This is a genomic window from Pseudomonas sp. BN515, assembly GCF_029873155.1.
Classification (GTDB): domain Bacteria; phylum Pseudomonadota; class Gammaproteobacteria; order Pseudomonadales; family Pseudomonadaceae; genus Metapseudomonas.
Map to the genome: position 1 here is coordinate 49096 of NZ_SSOH01000075.1, position 16892 is coordinate 65987.

The 16892-nt window shown below is 65.3% G+C and carries 16 protein-coding genes; 8 read left to right on the forward strand and 8 right to left on the reverse strand.

The window, feature by feature from the left end; all coding sequences use genetic code 11:
- Positions 1-3: 3 nt before the first annotated feature.
- Genes E8E91_RS20765 through E8E91_RS20775 form a run of 3 tightly spaced genes read right to left on the reverse strand, consistent with a single transcriptional unit; the run spans position 4 to position 1679 of the window.
- Entirely contained in the window at positions 4-594 is a 591-nt protein-coding gene (locus tag E8E91_RS20765; protein WP_280378409.1) for an LON peptidase substrate-binding domain-containing protein, read from the reverse strand.
- Between the two features lie 9 nt (positions 595-603).
- Positions 604-1320: an LrgB family protein gene (locus tag E8E91_RS20770; protein WP_280378411.1), complete on the reverse strand. Its 717-nt coding sequence runs from the start codon at positions 1318-1320 to the stop codon at positions 604-606.
- Positions 1317-1679 (reverse strand): CidA/LrgA family protein, encoded by a 363-nt coding sequence (locus E8E91_RS20775; protein WP_280378412.1) that lies wholly within the window; start codon positions 1677-1679, stop codon positions 1317-1319. The genes E8E91_RS20770 and E8E91_RS20775 overlap by 4 nt, the downstream gene beginning before the upstream one ends.
- 216 nt (positions 1680-1895) lie before the next feature.
- Between E8E91_RS20775 and E8E91_RS20780 the strand changes: the two genes are divergently transcribed.
- The 4 genes from E8E91_RS20780 to E8E91_RS20795 all read left to right on the forward strand — a co-directional run bounded on the left by E8E91_RS20780 (position 1896) and on the right by E8E91_RS20795 (position 5365).
- Positions 1896-2351, forward strand: coding sequence for a MaoC family dehydratase (locus E8E91_RS20780; RefSeq protein WP_151131679.1), 456 nt, complete (start codon positions 1896-1898; stop codon positions 2349-2351).
- A gap of 84 nt (positions 2352-2435) precedes the next feature.
- Complete coding sequence (locus E8E91_RS20785; protein WP_280378415.1) at positions 2436-4163, forward strand: C13 family peptidase; 1728 nt, start codon at positions 2436-2438, stop codon at positions 4161-4163.
- Between the two features lie 28 nt (positions 4164-4191).
- A complete protein-coding gene (locus tag E8E91_RS20790) occupies positions 4192-4833 on the forward strand; it encodes an oxidoreductase (protein WP_280378418.1) in 642 nt (213 codons plus the stop codon).
- 64 nt (positions 4834-4897) lie between these two features.
- On the forward strand, positions 4898-5365 hold the full coding sequence (locus E8E91_RS20795; RefSeq protein ID WP_280378419.1) for a YbaK/EbsC family protein: 468 nt from the start codon (positions 4898-4900) through the stop codon (positions 5363-5365).
- Between the two features lie 84 nt (positions 5366-5449).
- Here E8E91_RS20795 and E8E91_RS20800 read toward each other — a convergent pair whose 3' ends face one another.
- The 4 genes from E8E91_RS20800 to E8E91_RS20815 all read right to left on the reverse strand — a co-directional run bounded on the left by E8E91_RS20800 (position 5450) and on the right by E8E91_RS20815 (position 8786).
- On the reverse strand, positions 5450-5740 hold the full coding sequence (locus E8E91_RS20800) for a YceK/YidQ family lipoprotein (RefSeq protein ID WP_280378422.1): 291 nt from the start codon (positions 5738-5740) through the stop codon (positions 5450-5452).
- Entirely contained in the window at positions 5733-6362 is a 630-nt protein-coding gene (gene ubiX / locus E8E91_RS20805) for a flavin prenyltransferase UbiX (protein WP_280378425.1), read from the reverse strand. The genes E8E91_RS20800 and ubiX overlap by 8 nt, the downstream gene beginning before the upstream one ends.
- A gap of 10 nt (positions 6363-6372) precedes the next feature.
- On the reverse strand, positions 6373-7725 hold the full coding sequence (gene mpl, locus E8E91_RS20810) for a UDP-N-acetylmuramate:L-alanyl-gamma-D-glutamyl-meso-diaminopimelate ligase (protein ID WP_280378428.1): 1353 nt from the start codon (positions 7723-7725) through the stop codon (positions 6373-6375).
- Between the two features lie 188 nt (positions 7726-7913).
- The gene (locus E8E91_RS20815; RefSeq protein ID WP_280378430.1) at positions 7914-8786 is read right to left on the reverse strand and encodes a LysR substrate-binding domain-containing protein; all 873 of its coding nucleotides are present in this window, start codon (positions 8784-8786) and stop codon (positions 7914-7916) included.
- Positions 8787-8916: 130 nt separating this feature from the next.
- Between E8E91_RS20815 and E8E91_RS20820 the strand changes: the two genes are divergently transcribed.
- From E8E91_RS20820 to phnX, 3 genes are all read left to right on the forward strand, one after another.
- Positions 8917-10074, forward strand: coding sequence for a 2-aminoethylphosphonate--pyruvate transaminase (locus E8E91_RS20820; protein WP_280378433.1), 1158 nt, complete (start codon positions 8917-8919; stop codon positions 10072-10074).
- 296 nt (positions 10075-10370) lie between these two features.
- Positions 10371-11699, forward strand: a complete 1329-nt coding sequence (locus E8E91_RS20825; RefSeq protein ID WP_280378434.1) for an MFS transporter — start codon at positions 10371-10373, stop codon at positions 11697-11699.
- Between the two features lie 39 nt (positions 11700-11738).
- A complete protein-coding gene (gene phnX, locus E8E91_RS20830) occupies positions 11739-12566 on the forward strand; it encodes a phosphonoacetaldehyde hydrolase (RefSeq protein ID WP_280378436.1) in 828 nt (275 codons plus the stop codon).
- A 582-nt stretch (positions 12567-13148) separates the two neighbouring features.
- Here the strand turns inward: phnX and E8E91_RS20835 are convergent.
- Positions 13149-15050: a sigma-54-dependent Fis family transcriptional regulator gene (locus tag E8E91_RS20835; protein ID WP_280378439.1), complete on the reverse strand. Its 1902-nt coding sequence runs from the start codon at positions 15048-15050 to the stop codon at positions 13149-13151.
- A 317-nt stretch (positions 15051-15367) separates the two neighbouring features.
- Here E8E91_RS20835 and E8E91_RS20840 point away from each other — a divergent pair, with 317 nt between their 5' ends.
- Positions 15368-16888, forward strand: a complete 1521-nt coding sequence (locus tag E8E91_RS20840) for an aldehyde dehydrogenase family protein (RefSeq protein ID WP_280378442.1) — start codon at positions 15368-15370, stop codon at positions 16886-16888.
- The last annotated feature ends 4 nt before the right edge of the window (positions 16889-16892 follow it).

Sequence of the window (16892 nt, forward strand, 5' to 3'; positions counted from 1 at the left end):
ACATCAGGCGATGGATTCGCCCTGCAGCTGATCCAGCAACCCCTGGAGGAAATCCAGGCGTTCGTCCGGATCGCTCAGGGTCAGCAGGTGAATCTTTTCCTTGATATGGAAGGGCAGCAGATAGGACAGCTGGTTAGCCAGCGCCTGCTGCCCGTGCACCACGCCACCCATGCCCAGCCCCTGGACCATCGGATGCTCGGCCAGGGCATTGAGCAGGGCCGCGAGGTCGGCGTGGTCCGGGCGCAACGGCCGCTCGGGCTCGTCATCCAGCCACTCCACTTCGGCCAGAGTCAGCTGGTCGCGCAGCACTTCCGCCTTGCTCACATGGAAGCGCCGGCCGCCCTCCACGCGAATGCCCAGCAAGCCATTTGGGCGTTGCTGCCAATCGCGGACCAGCGCCTCACAGCCGATGGCGGCGAAGCGGCTGGCGGCCTCGCCCACTTCCTGGCCTTCGAGGATGCACACCACACCGAAGCCTTCGCCCTGCTTCATGCAGCGCCCGATCATGTCCAGGTAGCGCGCTTCGAAGATCTGCAGATCCAGGGTGCAGCCCGGAAACAACACGGTGTTGAGCGGAAACAGCGGCAGCTTCATGCATCGACCTCAAGCAATCATGGCAACGGCGAGCGGCAGCAGCACCGCGGTGGCAACGCCCATCAAGCTCATCGCCAGGGCGGCGAAAGCACCGCACTCCTCGCCTTCCTGCAACGCCCGCGCAGTACCCACGGCGTGGGCGGTGAGCCCCAGGGCCATGCCTTGGGCGGCCGGATGGTGCACACCACAACGGCGCAGCAGCTCAGGCCCGAGTATGGCGCCGAGCACGCCGGTGATCAGCACGAACACCGCCGCCAGGGCGGCCACCCCACCGAGCTGCTCGGCCACCAGCATGGCGATGGGCGAGGTCACCGACTTCGGCAAGAGGGTCATCAGCACCATCTGCTCAGTGCCGAACCACCAGCCCAGCGCCGCTACCGACAGCGTAGCGAAGAGCCCGCCGAACACCAGCGTCAGCAGGGTGGGCCAGAACAGCTGGCGAATCCGTCGCAGGTTGAGGAACAGCGGCACCGCCAACGCCACCGTCGCCGGGCCGAGGAATACCGTCAGCAGTTGGGTACTCTGGCGGTACTCCTGGTAGGTGATACCAAACGCCAGCAATACGCCGATCAGCAGCAACATGGACAGCAGCACCGGCTGCAGGAACACCCAGCGAGTCTTCTCGTAGGCGGCCAGGGCCAACTGGTAGGCCGCCAGGGTCACGCCGAAGCCGAACAGCGGGTGATGCACCACCGCCTGCACGGCGGCTTGCCAGTCGAGGTTCATGCATCCTCCTTACGGCGCGCCTGACGATCGATGAGCTTCTGCATCAGCCAGCCACAGAAAAGGAAAGCGGTCAGCAGGGACAGCACCAGCACCCCGACAATGGCCCAGAAGTCCGCCCAGATGGCCTGGGCGTAGACCATCACACCCACCGCTGGCGGCACCAGCAGCAGCGGCAGGTAGCGCAGCAGGCTGCTGGCGGCCAGGCTCAGCGGCTCGCTCACTTCGCCGCGCACCAGCAGATAGAGGAAGAGCAGCACCAGGCCGATGATGGGCCCGGGCAGCATGGACAGGAACAGGGCATTGAGCCCGCTACCGATCAGCTGGAACAGCACCAGCCAGGTCAGTCCGCGCAACAGCATGAGGTTCTCCACGGGTCAGGTCCGGCCAGGCGAGCCTCGGCCGGGACGGGGGGCATTATAGGCTTGCCCGCCGCCGCGCTATAACCCGCCATTCGCAGGGGGCATGCCGTCTTGACCGACCTCCTCCGGCGTGTTGATCTACGCCGGGCACGCAAACGAGGGGCCAAGCCCCCCGGACCAGAAAAATTACAACACTGCATCCACGGAGGATGACGTATGGCGTACGTACCAGTAGCGGAACTGAAGAATTACGTTGGCAAGGAATTGGGCCACTCGGACTGGATCAGCATCGACCAGAACCGCATCAACCAGTTCGCCGAATGCACCGAAGACCACCAGTTCATCCACGTCGACCCTGAGCGCGCCAAGCAGACCCCCTTCGGTTCCACCATCGCCCACGGCTTCCTCAGCCTGTCGCTGATTCCGAAGCTGATCGACGGCCTGCTGGTTCTGCCTGAAGGCGCGAAGATGGTCGTCAACTACGGCCTCGACAGCGTGCGCTTCATCCAGCCGGTGAAGGTGGATTCCCGCGTGCGCCTGGCCGTGAAGGTCATCGACGTCAACGAGAAGAACCCCGGCCAATGGCTGATCAAGGCCCTCTGCACCCTGGAAATCGAAGGCCAGCAGAAGCCCGCCTACATCGCCGAATCCCTGAGCCTCTGCTTCGTCTAAGCCGTAGCCAGGCCACAAAAAAGCCCGCAGCAGCGGGCTTTTTTGCGCCAAACTGAAGGGCAGATGCAAGGAAAAGGACACCCGATGAAGCCGCTTCTGCCCCTCACGCTCGCACTGCTTCTTGCGGCCTGCGGCGAAGGAGAACCCCTGACCCCGCCAGACGCTCGCCTGCCGGACGGCTCCCGCTATCGCGGCGATCTGGTCGACGGCCTGCTGCAAGGTCCGGGGCGTCTGGACTACAACAACGGCACCTGGTTCGAGGGCCAGTTCAAGGATGGCCAACCCGACGGCCAGGGCGAATGGCACGGCCCCAATGGCCTGGTCTACAGCGGCGAATTCAAGGCCGGCCTGTTCCACGGCCAGGGCCGCCTCGCCTACGGCAATGGCACCACCTACGAGGGCGGCTTCGCCCATAACCAGTTCGATGGCGAAGGCACCCTGCGCCAGGGCGACGTCACCTATCGCGGCCAGTTCCGCAATGACAAGTACCAGGGCTTCGGAAGCCTTGAGTGGCCCGATGGCAGCAACTATCAGGGCCTCTTCAGTGCCGGTGCGCCGGACGGCGAAGGGGTCCGCACCGACGAGGCCGGCAACCGCTTCAGCGGTCGATTCAAGCGCGGCCAGCTCCAGGGCCAGGGCGCCTATCAGGGCGAAGACGGCTCCCACTACATCGGCGAGTTCAAGGACAGCCTGTTCGATGGCAAGGGTCGCTTCAGCAGTGCCGACGGCGATGTCTGGAGCGGCCGGTTCAAGGAAGGCAATCTGGTTGGCGAAGGCGAATTCATCGGCGCTGACGGCAGTCATTACCAGGGCCACTTCAAGCACTGGCGCTACCAGGGTGAAGGCAAGCTTTCCCTGGCAGACGGCAGCCGCTACCAGGGGCACTTCAACGACGGCCTCTACAGCGGCACCGGCAAGCTGACGCTGGCGGACGGCAAGCATGAAGGAGGCGTCTGGCAGGACGGCACACGCATCCGTGACGAACAGGGCAAGGCCCTGCCCGATCCCCTGGAAATTGGCTTGCTGGCCCAGGGCGACCTGCTCCAACGGGCCATAGACGCCGTACCGGCCTCCACCCCGGAAGTGGAGCTCTACTCCATCAGCCTCGCCGGCGACGGACGCCAGAGCGTGTTCCTGCGCGAAGCAGACTATGTTTCCAGGCTCCTGGCCGAACGCTTCGGCGCCCATGGCCAGATCACCCTGGTCAACCACCGCGAGCACATGGCCGACCGCCCCCTGGCCACCCGCGAAAGCCTTGCCCGAGCCATCCAGGCGGTCGCCCGACGCAGCGGTCCGGAAGACCTGGTGTTCATCTACCTCACCAGCCACGGCTCGCCAACCCACGAACTGGCCTTGGAGCAGCCCGGCCTGCAGCTGGGCCACCTGCCGGCACAGGAACTCGCGAACCTGCTCGACCCTCTCAAGGACAGGTACAAGGTGCTGGTGATTTCTGCCTGTTTCTCCGGTGGTTTCATTCCACCCCTGAAGGATGAGAAGACCCTGATCATGACCGCCGCCCGCTCCGATCGCGTGTCCTTCGGTTGCTCCGAAGAGAACGACTTCACCTACTTCGGTCGCGCCCTGTTCGCCGACGCCTTCAGCGAGACCGATGACCTGGAACGCGCCTTCGGCATCGCCAAGGAGAAAGTCGCCGAGCGAGAGAAGGCCGACGATTTCGAAGCGTCGGAACCGCAAATCTGGGCGCCGAAGGCCGTGACCGCTCACTGGCGGGCGCTTCGCGAACACCAGGCGGAGCAGGCCCTGACCGCGCAGAGCAGCGCAAACACCGACAAAACCGCGCGCAACCACTAAGCTCAGCGTGTATCAGCGGAGACACAACATGCATTTGACGCCCCAGCACATACTGCTCGCCGGCGCCACTGGACTGACCGGCGAGCACCTGCTCGACCGCCTGCTCAACGAACCCACCGTCGCCAGGGTCCTGGCGCCGACCCGTCGCCCTCTGGCCGAGCACCCGCACCTGCAAAATCCCGTCGGCCCCCTGGTCGAAATGCTGCCGCAACTGGAAGGCCGGATAGACGTCGCCTTCTGCTGCCTGGGCAGCACCATCCGCCAGGCCGGCTCCCAGGAAGCCTTCCGCGCGGTCGACCTGGACCTGGTCCTGGCCGCCGCCCGCCGTGCCCGCGAACTGGGCGCACGGCACTTCATCGTGATCAGCGCCCTCGGCGCCAACCAGTCGTCGCCGATCTTCTACAACAAGGTGAAGGGCGAGATGGAAGAAGCCCTGAAAGCCATGGACTGGCCGCAGCTGACCATCGCGCGCCCCTCCCTGCTGATGGGGCCGCGCAACGAATTCCGCTTCGGCGAGCGCATCGCGGCGGCCGTCATGCGCTGGCTGCCAGGCAAGTACCGGGGTATCGACGTCTGCACCCTGGCCCGCGCCCTCTGGCGCCTGGCACTGGAGGAACAGGACGGAATTCGCATCATCGAGTCGGACGAACTGCGCCGGCTGGGCCGCTGAATCCGGATTGACGCAGGCCCTGCGCCTGCACAAGGATTCGTACCTTTACCAGAAGGGATCGCCCATGAGCCTTGAATCGGTCCGCGCCTTCTTTGCCGGGAAGGCGCCGGAAATCGACATCATCGAACTGCACACCAGCACCGCCACCGTCGCACTGGCCGCTGAAGCCCATGGCGTCGAGCCTGGCCGCATCGCCAAGACCCTGGCCTTCCGCGTCGGTGAGGACGCCGTGCTGGTGGTGGCCCGTGGCGACGCGCGGATCGACAACCGCAAGTTCAAGGAAACCTTCGGCGCCAAGGCCAAGATGCTGGATGCCGAGACGGTGGAATCCCTGACCAGTCACCCAGTGGGCGGCGTCTGCCCGTTCGGGCTGGCAACCCCGCTGCCGGTCTACTGCGACCGTTCCCTGCAAGCCTTCGATGAAGTGGTGCCGGCGGCCGGCGCCGTGCACAGCGCCGTGCGCATCGCCCCGGAATACATGGCCGAGCTGGTGGAAGCGAAGTGGGTGGATGTCTGCCAGGAGCCGGCATAAGCGATTGATGCAAGACCTGTGGGAGCGAATTCATTCGCGAATAAATTCGCTCCCACAAATGCGCCGCCCATCATCCCCAGGCGTTCAGTAACCACCCGAAACCCCGAGCACCACCCCCATCTCCGCCGCCACCGCGAACGGCAACAGCAGCGTGTCCATCAGGGCGCTGGCCGGCAGGTCCAGGGCCGGATAGGCCGGCGGCTCGACGCCAAAACGGTCCGTCGGGCAGCAGCCGCCATTGAGCGAATACCAGTCCAGGCGGGTGCCGGAATAGATGATCGGCGCCCCGGGTTTGGCCGCGTTGAGGGTGCCGACACTGGCACAGCCCTGCAGCAGGGCCAGCGCCAGCACGGCCAGAGAGAGGCGCTTAGTCATCGACGCCCTGATGGTGTTCGCCCCAACGCGGCAGCATGTCCTGCGGGATATCCAGCAGGTTGAGGATGCGCGCCACCACGAAGTCGACCAGGTCATCGATGGTCTGCGGCTGGTGATAGAAGCCCGGCGAGGCCGGCACGATCACCGCGCCCAGATTGGAAAGCTTGAGCATGTTCTCCAGATGGATGCTGGAGTACGGCGCCTCGCGCGGCACCAGAATCAGCTGGCGGCGCTCCTTCAGCGTCACGTCGGCGGCGCGCTCGATCAGGTTGTTGCAAGCACCGGTGGCGATGGCCGAAAGCGTGCCGGTGGAACAGGGCACCACCACCATGGCCGCTGGCGCGCCGGAACCGGACGCCACTGGAGACATCCAGTCTTCCTTGCCATAGCAGCGAATCTGGCCCGGTGCGGCACCGGTGTATTCGCTGAGGAAGGCCTGCATGGACTGGGGCTTGGCCGGCAGGGTCACATCGGTTTCGGTGGCCATTACCAGCTGCGCCGCCTTGGAAATCAGGAAGTGCACTTCGCGGTCTTCCTGGATCAGGCAGTCCAGCAGGCGCAAGCCGTACTGGGCGCCGGATGCGCCAGTCATCGCCAGGGTGATGCGGGAAGGTCCAGTCATCGCCAGTTCCTTACTGTTCGAGCGCCTTGGCCAGCTTGCCGTGCAGGCCGCCGAAACCGCCGTTGCTCATGATCACCACCTGGGTGCCGGGCGCGGCGATGGCCTTCACCCCCTCGATGATCGACTCCAGGGATTCGCACACCTGGGTCGGCACAGTGGAGCCGGCAACCGTGGCCGCCAGATCCCAGCCCAGATTCGGCGGTGCGTACCAGAACACCTGATCGGCCAGCTTCACCGAATCCGGCAGGCCGTCGCGGTGGGCACCGAGCTTCATGGAGTTGGAGCGCGGTTCGATCACCGCGATCACTGGGGCATCGCCCACGCGCTTGCGCAGGCCGTCGAGGGTGGTGGCGATGGCAGTCGGATGGTGGGCGAAATCGTCGTAAATGGTCACGCCGTTCACTTCAGCCACCTTCTCCATGCGCCGCTTGACGCTCTTGAAGGCAGACAGCGCGGCGACGCCCAGTTCCGGCACCACGCCCACATGGCGGGCGGCAGCCAGGGTGGCCAGGGCGTTGGCGACGTTGTGCTGGCCGGTCAGCTCCCAGTCCACGGTGCCGGCAACCTGGCCTTCGAACAGCACGTCGAAACGCGAGCCGTCCTCGGCCAGCAGGCGCGCCTGCCATTGGCCGCCTTCACCGGTGGTCTGCACCGGGGTCCAGCAACCCATCTCCAGCACGCGCTTGAGGGCGGTTTCGGACGTCGGATGGATGACCAGCCCCTCGCCGGGGATGGTCCGTACCAGGTGATGGAACTGGCGCTCGATGGCAGCGAGGTCGGGGAAGATGTCCGCGTGGTCGAATTCCAGGTTGTTGAGGATGGCGGTGCGCGGGCGGTAGTGGACGAACTTGGAGCGCTTGTCGAAGAAGGCGCTGTCGTACTCGTCGGCCTCCACCACGAAGAAAGGCGTGCCGCCCAGGCGTGCGGAGACGCCGAAGTTCTGCGGTACGCCGCCGATCAGGAAGCCCGGGCTCATGCCGGCATGCTCCAGCACCCAGGCCAGCATGCTGGTGGTGGTGGTCTTGCCGTGGGTACCGGCGACCGCGAGTACCCAGCGCCCTTGCAGCACATGGTCGGCCAGCCACTGCGGGCCGGAGACATAGTGCAGGCCCTTGTTCAGCACGTATTCCACGGCAGGGTTACCACGGGACAAGGCATTCCCGACGACCACCAGGTCCGGAGCGGGCTCCAGATGGGCGGGCTCGTACCCCTGCATCAGCTCGATTCCCTGGGCTTCCAGCTGGGTGCTCATGGGCGGGTAGACGTTGGCGTCGGAGCCGGTGACACGATGGCCAAGTTCCTTGGCCAGCACCGCCAGCGAACCCATGAAGGTGCCGCAGATGCCGAGGATATGGATATGCATGGATGACCTCTGAAACGGGCCGCCCCGGCCCGGAAAAAACTTGTCGCAGGTTAGCACAGCGGCCCTGTCGCCCCTATTGGGCCTCCACGATTCTGTGGGAGCGAATTCATTCGCGAATGGGATGCGAAGCAGCCCCCAGTGCCGCATCGCGAATAAATTCGCTCCCACAATGAAGAAGAAGCCTCCAGCTAGCCGCCGTTCGACCTCACAATGGCAAAAAAGGTCTCGATGATGCGCCGCGATCCCTGCTCGCGCAGGCACACCAGCGTCTCCGTCATGCGCTGCAGGCAATCGCGGATCGGCAGCACGTGCACGTTGGCGCTGGCACCCACCTCGGCCGCCGACACCAAGCCCACGCCAAGGCCCGCCGCGACCATCTCGAAAGTCGCCTCGCGGCCCTCCACCTCGATGGCCGGGCGAATGGCGATACCGGCGCGGCGCATCTCTTCCTCGAGTATCTGCCGGGTCATGGAGCCGCGTTCGCGCAGCACCATTGGCATGTCTTCCAGATCGGCGAGAACGATCGACTTACGCGCCGCCCAGGGGTGCGAGTGGGCGACGAAAGCCACCAGCGGGTCACTGCTCAGCACCTGGGTGATCAGGCTGTCGTCTTCCACCACGCGGCCCAGCAGGGCGAAGTCCGCCTTGTACTCCTGCAACCGGCGCAGGCACTCGTCGCTGTTGCCGGTGACCAGGCTCACGCGAATGCCCGGATAGCGCTCGCAGAACCGCGCAATATGCCCCAGCAGGTGCACCGGCGAGTCCACCGCCAGGGTCAGACTGCCGGTTTCCAGCGCCCGCGAGGTGGACAGCAACTCCTCGGCTTCGCCCTCGGCGGCGAACAGCCGCTGGGTGATGGCCAGCAAACGCTCGCCAAGGTCGGTCAGTTGCACCGAGCGCTTGTTGCGGTGGAACAGCAGGATGCCGAAGCGCTCCTCCAGCTTGCGCACCTGGTCGGAAACCGCCGGCTGGCTGAGGAACAGCGCCTCCGCCGCGCGGGTGAAATTGCCGTGCACCGCCACGGCGTGGAAGGCCTTCAGCTGTGCCTGGGAAACCGCCATTCGCCTGCTCCTCGATAAATAAGCTCAACCTATTTTTGAAATACTATAAATCGATTTTTTTTATTTCTAGGGAATTGGTTTTATCTCTCCATCGCAACGCGCCCTCACCAGAACAACGCTGGAGACGACCATGACCAAAGCCGAATTCCCCACCAACACCCAACCGCTGGCGACCCCCGCCCTCGGCGAGCCCTACCTGCTGACACCCGGCCCGCTGACCACCTCCAAGGCCACCAAGGAAGCCATGCTGCGTGACTGGGGCTCGTGGGACGGCGCCTTCAACCTGGTGACCGCCGAAGTGCGCCAGGAACTGCTGTCGATGGCCGGCGTGCAGGACGACAGCTTCGCCTGCGTTCCCCTGCAAGGCAGCGGCAGCTTCTCGGTGGAAGCCGCCCTCGCCACCGCCATCCCCCGCGACGGCAAGTGCCTGATCCTGATGAACGGGGCCTACGGCCAGCGCGCCGCCAAGACCCTGGACTACCTCGGCCGCGCCTACATCACCCTGGACAAGGGCGACTACCTGCCGCCGCAGCCCGACGAAGTGGACGCCCTGCTGAAGGCCAACCCGGACGTCACCAACGTCTTCCTGGTCCACTGCGAAACCAGCTCCGGCATCCTCAACCCGCTGCGCGCAATCGCCGACGTGGTGAAGGCCCACGGCAAGAGCCTGATCGTCGACGCCATGAGCTCCTTCGGCGCCGTACCGCTGACCGTGAATGAAATCGCCTTCGACGTGCTGGTCTCTTCCGCCAACAAATGCATCGAAGGCATCCCCGGCTTCGGTTTCGTGATCATCCGCCGCTCGGTGCTGGAAGCCGCCAAGGGCCGCGCCCACTCCCTGGCCCTGGATATCTACGAACAGTGGCTCTACATGGAACGCACCGGCCAGTGGCGCTTCACCCCGCCGACCCACAGCGTGGTGGCCTTCCGTACGGCGCTGGAACAGCACGCCGCCGAGGGTGGCGTACCAGGCCGCCTGGCACGCTACAGCCGCAACCGCGACGTACTGGTCGCCGGCATGCGCGAAATCGGTTTCAAGACCCTGCTGGAAGACCAGTGGCTGTCGCCGATCATCACCACCTTCTTCAGCCCGGAGCACCCGAACTTCGAGTTCAAGCGCTTCTACGAGGAACTGAAGGCCCGCAACTTCATCATCTACCCCGGCAAGCTGACTGTGGCCGAGAGCTTCCGCATTGGCTGCATCGGGCAGATCGACGAGCACATCGTCCGCCAACTGCTGCGCGCCATCACCGACTCACTGGAAGCGATGGGCGTGGACATGAAGTAAACGGTCTGCCTGAGTCGACAGGCAAACCCATTCCGGTCACCCACCGTCCTGAGACGGTTCCCGCTGCGGGTAGCGGGGCCGTGGTGCGGTGACCTTTTTCTGAAACATTTCCGTAGTAAACCGACCGCTCGGCCAAGCCGGGCAGGAGCCAAGACCAACGCCGAATCTCATTCACCAGCCTGACGCCACGACCGCTGCCATCTGACCAAGGTCGTGCGTTTAGACAGCCCAGCAGCAAAACAACAACAACCTCCCTATTTGCACTGTCCGGCATACCCACACGGGGTCAGAAAACCATGAACAACAACGCAGGCGCCTTGCACAGCGGCTGGAAATCCCTCCAGCGCTGGCGTGTCCAGATATTCCTCATCACCTGGCTGGCCTACGCCGCCTTCTACTTCACCCGGAAAGCCTTCTCCGTCGCCAAGCTCGGCATCGGCGAAGACCCGAGCTTCGACCTCGACAAGGCCGCGATGGCCAACCTCGACGCCCTCTACCTCGCCGCCTACGCCGTAGGCCAGTTCACCTGGGGCATCTTCGCCGACCGTTTCGGCCCACGTGTCGTGGTGCTCGGCGGCCTGGTGATTTCGGCCCTGGTGGCCGTCGTCATGGGCACCTTCGCCACCTTGCCGATCTTCGCCACCTGCATGGTGGTCCAGGGTCTGGCCCAGTCCACCGGCTGGTCGGGTCTGTGCAAGAACATCGGCAGCTTCTTCGCCACCCGCGAACGCGGCCGTGTGCTGGGTTACTGGAGCACCTGCTACGCCTTCGGCGGACTGGTGGCCACGCCCTTCGCTGGCTGGTGGGCCTACGACGTGTTCCAGGACTGGCGCATGGCGTTCATTTCCTCCGCCCTGGTGGTTGGCACCGTTGCCGTGCTGTTCTTCTTCCTGCAGCGCAACAAGCCGGAAGACGTGGGCCACGCCCCGGTCGAAGTGGAAACCGCCAGCAGCGGTCCGCGTGAAAGCCACTGGAATGCCCTGCGCAAGGTGATCAAGAACCGCACCGTGCTGGTCCTTGGCCTGGCCTACTTCCTGCTCAAGCCCGCCCGCTACGCCATCCTCCTGTGGGGCCCGGTGATCGTCTACGAACGCATGCCCGCCATCGGCAAGGTCGCGTCGGCCATCGTTCCCACTGCCTTCGAGCTGGCTGGCCTGGTGGGTCCGATCCTCATCGGTATCGCCTCGGACAAGCTCTTCGGCGCCCGCCGCATGCCGGCCTGCGTGTTCAGCCTGATCGCCCTCACCGTCTGCCTGGCGCTGTTCGTCCCGGCTATGCAGAGCGGCAGCCTGTACCTGGTGGTCGGCCTGCTGTTCATGATGGGCATGACCCTCTACGGACCGGATTCGATGATCAGCAGCTCCGCCGCCATCGACTTCGGCACCCAGGAAGCCGCCGGCACCGCCGCGGGCTTCGTCAACGGCTGCGGCTCGGTCGGCGCCATCCTCGGCGGCCTGCTGCCGGGCTACTTCGACACCAACACCGTATTCGTCGTGTTCACCGCCGCGGCGCTGCTGGCCAGCCTGATGCTGGTGCCCTTCTGGAACAGCCGCCCGCAAACCCTGAAAGCGCCGGAAAACCTCCCGGCCAACGGTCAACCGGCGATCGCCGGGGCCAGAACCTGAATTCCCTTACTCAACCTGCAATCCGCTGGAGTCCTCACCATGCACTACAAGCAACCCACCCAACTCAAAGCCGCCATCCTCGACTGGGCCGGTACCGTCGTCGACTTCGGTTCCTTCGCGCCGACCCAGATCTTCGTCGAGGCCTTCGCCGAGTTCGGCGTCGCCGTCTCCCTGGAAGAAGCGCGCGGCCCGATGGGCATGGGCAAGTGGGACCACATCCGCACCCTCTGCGACGTGCCGGCCATTGGCGAACGCTACCGCGCCGCCTTCGGCCGCCTGCCCACCGACGATGACGTCACCGCCATCTACGAACGCTTCATGCCGCTGCAGATCGAGAAGATCGGCCTGCACTCGGCCCTGATCCCCGGCGCCCTCAACGCCATCGCCACCCTGCGTGGCAAGGGCCTGAAGATCGGCACCTGCTCCGGCTACCCGGCGGTGGTGATGGCCAAGGTAGTGGAACTGGCCCGCGAGAACGGCTACACCCCGGACTACGTGGTAGCCACTGATGAAGTGCCCAACGGCCGCCCGCACCCGGCCCAGGCCCTGGCCAACGTGATCGCCCTCGGCATCGACGACGTCGCCGCCTGCGTGAAGGTGGACGACACCTGGCCGGGCATCCTCGAAGGCCGCAGCGCCGGCATGTGGACCGTTGCCCTGACCTGCTCGGGCAACGCCCTGGGCCTGACGTACGAACAGTTCAAGGCGCTGCCGAAGGACAAGCTGGACCAGGAGCGTGCGCGCATCGGCCAGATGTTCGAAGGCTCCCGTCCGCACTACCTGATCGACACCATCGCAGACCTGCCGGCGGTGATCGACGACATCAACAAACGCCTGGCCCGCGGCGAAACCCCGCAAGGCGCCTGATTGGAACCGGGGTCTGCCGTCGGCCCCTCCCCCGGCGGGCAAGGATGCCCGCACCTCTCGTGAAAAAGCCCGGCCCCCGTAAAGGGGCCGGGCTTTTTTTGCTGCTGGGGTGGTCGGCAATGAACCTGTAGGGGCGAATTCATTCGCCGAGGGATGCGCAGCGTCCCCCTGGCAAGTCCGAAGGCTGGACTGATCCCCCTCACCCCAGCCCTCTCCCGGAGGGAGAGGGGGTTTTCCGTGCCACGCCCGCCCCAGGCACATCCCTGTAGGGGCGAATTCATTCGCCAAGGGATGCGCAGCGTCCCCTTGCTAGTCCGAAGGCTGGACTGATCCCCCTTACCCCAGCCCTCTCCCGGAGGGAGAGGGAGTTATCCGTGCCACGCCCGCCCCAGGCACATCCCTGTAGGGGCGAATTTATTCGCCAAGGGATGCGCAGCGTCCCCCTGGCAAGTCCGAAGGCTGGACTGATCCCCCTCACCCCAGCCCTCTCCCGGAGGGAGAGGGGGTTTTCCGTGCCACGCCCGCCCCAGGCGCGTCCTTGTGGGAGCGAATTCATTCGCGAATAAATTCGCTCCCACATCATTACCCGCGCGTAGCGATGGCGTGCTTGCGCAGCTTCCGGTACAGGGTATTGCGGCTGATGCCGAGCTGTTCGGCGGTGCGGGTCATGTGCCAGCGCTGGCTCTCCAGCGCATTCAGCAATGCAGTGCGCTCGGCGTCGTCCAGTGGGCTGGCCACGGGCTCCGGCGTTGAGGGCGCGGACGCTGCGCGCAGCACTTCGCGGGGCAGGTCGGACAGGCGAATGATGCCGTCCTCGCACAACGCCGCCAGGGTACGCAGCACGTTGCGCATCTGCCGGACGTTGCCCGGCCAGTGGTAATCCAGCAGCACCTGGCGCGCTTCTTCGGTGAGCACGACGCGCATGCCCCGTGCCTCTTCCGCCAGCAGGTAGTGCAGCAGCTCCGGCTTGTCGCTGCGCTCGCGCAGGGGGGGCAGATCGAGGATCAGGCCGTTGAGGCGATAGAACAGGTCTTCGCGGAAACCGCCGCTCTGCACCCGCTCCTCCAGCGCGCGGTGGGTGGCGCTGATGATGCGCACGTCCACCGGCAGCGGCTCGCCGCCAATGGGCACCACCTGGCGCTCTTCCAGCACCCGCAACAGGCGGGTCTGTAGCGCCAGCGGCATGTCGCCGATTTCGTCGAGGAACAGGGTGCCGCCGTCGGCCTGCTGCAGCTTGCCGCGCATGCCTTCCTTCCGCGCACCGGTGAAGCTGCCGCCGCGATAGCCGAACAGTTCGCTCTCGATCAGGGTTTCCGGAATGGCCGCGCAGTTCAGCGCCACGAAGGGCCGTTCGGCGCGGGAGCTGGCCTGGTGCAGGGCGCGGGCGAAGGCCTCCTTGCCGGAACCGGTTTCGCCGTTGATCAGCAGCGGCACATCCCGTTCGTACACGCGCAAGGCGCGGCGGAAGTCGGTTTGCAGCGCCGCATCGCCCAGGCAGATGCCGGGCCGTGCCGCTTTCGGCAGCTCCAGCGGAATAGGTTGCGGAATGCTGCGAGGCTGCCCGCGCAGGGCGGCGAACAGGGACCGGCCACTACGTGTGCGCAGCGGCCAGCTGGTCACCGGCTGCGGCGTGGCGCGGCCCAGCAAATCGTCCAGGCGGCAGTCGAAGAAGGCCTCCACCGGCTGGCCGATCAGCCGCTCGCGGGGCAGGCCCAGCAGGTTGATCGCACTCTGGTTGACCGCACTGATCCGCCCTTCCCCGTCAAACGCCAGGAGGCCCTCGCTGAACAGCCCGATGTACTCGGCCTGAAGGTGGAAGCGCAGCAGCCACTCGCCTTCGAAGCGACGGAGGAAGTAGCAGCTCTCGATCATCTTCGCCGAGAGGTTGACCAGCGCCATGGTGTGGAACTGGCTCTGGCGCGAAACATCGTGCCGCGCGGAGGACACATCGAGCACCGCCATCAGGTCGCCCTGGGGGTCGAACACCGGGCTGGCGGAACAGGTGAGGCCGGTGTGGCGGCTGCGGAAATGCTCGTCCTGGTGAATGGTCAGCGCCTGGCGCTCCACCACGCAGGTGCCGATGCCATTGGTGCCCTCGCTGGCCTCGCTCCAGTCGGCGCCGAGCCAGAGCCCGGCACGTTCAAAGGTGGGTCGCTCGGCGTGGGCGGTCACGCAGTTGAGGATCACCCCGCGAGAGTCGGTCAGCAGCACCGCATGGCCGGCCCCGGAGAGCTGCCGGTAGAGGTTGTTCATCTCGCCATTGGCCACCTCCAGCACCTGCTGCATGCGCTCGCGGCATTCGAGCATGCGCCCGTGCTCCAGCACCGTGGGCGCCACCGCCTGGGCCGGATCGAGGTGGTAGTCCTCCAGGCAACGCAGCCAGGAGCGAGCGATGGATGGGTCGGCGGCTGGCCCACTGGCCTGCGCCTTACCCTGTGCCAGGGTCATCACCTGTTGGGCGTGACGACTGAGAGGATTCTGCATTGTTGTTCTTCTCCAGTGCGGGCTTTCCGGGAGGCAGCCCTGGCCGTGGAACGGCACCCGCATCGACGCAGCATCCTCCAGCGTAGATGCCTTTGCAATGGCCGCCTGACCCACTGGTCACCCGCTGCGCCAGATACGTGACAAAGTGTCACTCCCAGTTGTACCGGGCCTGTCACACCCCTTGCCACGAAGGCGCGCCAGGCCATCACAAAACCGCTCTGGAACGGCACTTTCGGAACTCTGGCCCAGCCCTTGCTCCAGTAGGAACAAACGCCAACCGCGTCTTTGCAACTACAACAAGAGACAGGAGAAACACCATGCGTTACGCCCAACCCGGTACTCCCGGCGCTGTCGTTTCCTTCAAGTCCCGCTACGGCAACTACATCGGTGGCGAGTTCGTCGCCCCGGTCAAAGGCCAGTACTTCACCAACACCTCGCCTGTGAACGGCCAGCCGATCGCCGAATTCCCCCGCTCCACTGCCGAAGACGTCGAGAAAGCCCTGGACGCCGCCCACGCCGCCGCCGATGCCTGGGGCCGCACCTCCGTGCAGGATCGCTCGAACATCCTGCTGAAGATCGCCGACCGCATCGAGCAGAACCTGGAAGTCCTGGCCGTCACCGAAACCTGGGACAACGGCAAAGCCGTGCGTGAAACCCTGAACGCCGACATTCCGCTCGCCGCCGACCACTTCCGCTACTTCGCCGGCTGCATCCGCGCCCAGGAAGGCGGCGCCGCCGAGATCAACGAGAACACCGTCGCCTATCACATCCACGAACCGCTGGGCGTGGTCGGCCAGATCATTCCGTGGAACTTCCCGCTGCTGATGGCTGCGTGGAAACTGGCTCCGGCCCTGGCCGCCGGCAACTGCGTGGTGCTGAAACCTGCCGAGCAGACCCCGCTGGGCATCGCTGTGCTGATGGAGCTGATCGGCGACCTGCTGCCGGCCGGCGTGCTCAACGTGGTGCAAGGCTTCGGCAAGGAAGCGGGCGAAGCCCTGGCCACCAGCAAGCGCATCGCCAAGATCGCCTTCACCGGCTCCACTCCGGTGGGTTCGCACATCCTCAAGTGCGCCGCCGAGAACATCATTCCTTCCACCGTGGAGCTGGGCGGCAAGAGCCCGAACATCTACTTCGAAGACATCATGCAGGCCGAGCCGGCCTTCATCGAAAAGGCTGCCGAAGGCCTGGTGCTGGCCTTCTTCAACCAAGGTGAAGTCTGCACCTGCCCGTCCCGTGCCCTGGTGCAGGAATCCATCTACCCGGCGTTCATGGCCGAGGTGATGAAGAAGGTCAAAGCCATCAAGCGCGGCGACCCGCTGGATACCGAGACCATGGTCGGCGCCCAGGCGTCGCAGCAGCAGTTCGAGAAGATCCTCTCCTACCTCGACATCGCCCAGCAGGAAGGCGCGGAAGTGCTCACCGGCGGTGCCGCCGAGAAACTGGAAGGCGGCCTGTCCACCGGCTACTACATCCAGCCGACCCTGCTGAAGGGCCACAACAAGATGCGTGTGTTCCAGGAAGAAATCTTCGGCCCGGTGGTGGGCGTTACCACCTTCAAGGACGAAGCCGAAGCCCTGGCGATCGCCAACGACACCGAGTTCGGCCTGGGTGCCGGCCTGTGGACCCGCGACATCAACCGCGCCTACCGCATGGGCCGTGGCATCAAGGCCGGCCGCGTGTGGACCAACTGCTACCACCTGTACCCGGCGCACGCCGCCTTCGGTGGCTACAAGAAGTCCGGCGTCGGCCGCGAAACCCACAAGATGATGCTCGACCACTACCAGCAGACCAAGAACCTGCTGGTGAGCTACGACATCAACCCGCTGGGCTTCTTCTGATCCC

Bases quoted from the DNA above. Each gene is read 5' to 3' on its own strand.
- E8E91_RS20765 (WP_280378409.1), bottom strand. From the start codon at position 594: ATGAAGCTGCCGCTGTTTCCGCTCAACACCGTGTTGTTTCCGGGCTGC.
- E8E91_RS20770 (WP_280378411.1), bottom strand. From the start codon at position 1,320: ATGAACCTCGACTGGCAAGCCGCCGTGCAGGCGGTGGTGCATCACCCG.
- E8E91_RS20775 (WP_280378412.1), bottom strand. From the start codon at position 1,679: ATGCTGTTGCGCGGACTGACCTGGCTGGTGCTGTTCCAGCTGATCGGT.
- E8E91_RS20780 (WP_151131679.1), top strand. From the start codon at position 1,896: ATGGCGTACGTACCAGTAGCGGAACTGAAGAATTACGTTGGCAAGGAA.
- E8E91_RS20785 (WP_280378415.1), top strand. From the start codon at position 2,436: ATGAAGCCGCTTCTGCCCCTCACGCTCGCACTGCTTCTTGCGGCCTGC.
- E8E91_RS20790 (WP_280378418.1), top strand. From the start codon at position 4,192: ATGCATTTGACGCCCCAGCACATACTGCTCGCCGGCGCCACTGGACTG.
- E8E91_RS20795 (WP_280378419.1), top strand. From the start codon at position 4,898: ATGAGCCTTGAATCGGTCCGCGCCTTCTTTGCCGGGAAGGCGCCGGAA.
- E8E91_RS20800 (WP_280378422.1), bottom strand. From the start codon at position 5,740: ATGACTAAGCGCCTCTCTCTGGCCGTGCTGGCGCTGGCCCTGCTGCAG.
- ubiX (WP_280378425.1), bottom strand. From the start codon at position 6,362: ATGACTGGACCTTCCCGCATCACCCTGGCGATGACTGGCGCATCCGGC.
- mpl (WP_280378428.1), bottom strand. From the start codon at position 7,725: ATGCATATCCATATCCTCGGCATCTGCGGCACCTTCATGGGTTCGCTG.
- E8E91_RS20815 (WP_280378430.1), bottom strand. From the start codon at position 8,786: ATGGCGGTTTCCCAGGCACAGCTGAAGGCCTTCCACGCCGTGGCGGTG.
- E8E91_RS20820 (WP_280378433.1), top strand. From the start codon at position 8,917: ATGACCAAAGCCGAATTCCCCACCAACACCCAACCGCTGGCGACCCCC.
- E8E91_RS20825 (WP_280378434.1), top strand. From the start codon at position 10,371: ATGAACAACAACGCAGGCGCCTTGCACAGCGGCTGGAAATCCCTCCAG.
- phnX (WP_280378436.1), top strand. From the start codon at position 11,739: ATGCACTACAAGCAACCCACCCAACTCAAAGCCGCCATCCTCGACTGG.
- E8E91_RS20835 (WP_280378439.1), bottom strand. From the start codon at position 15,050: ATGCAGAATCCTCTCAGTCGTCACGCCCAACAGGTGATGACCCTGGCA.
- E8E91_RS20840 (WP_280378442.1), top strand. From the start codon at position 15,368: ATGCGTTACGCCCAACCCGGTACTCCCGGCGCTGTCGTTTCCTTCAAG.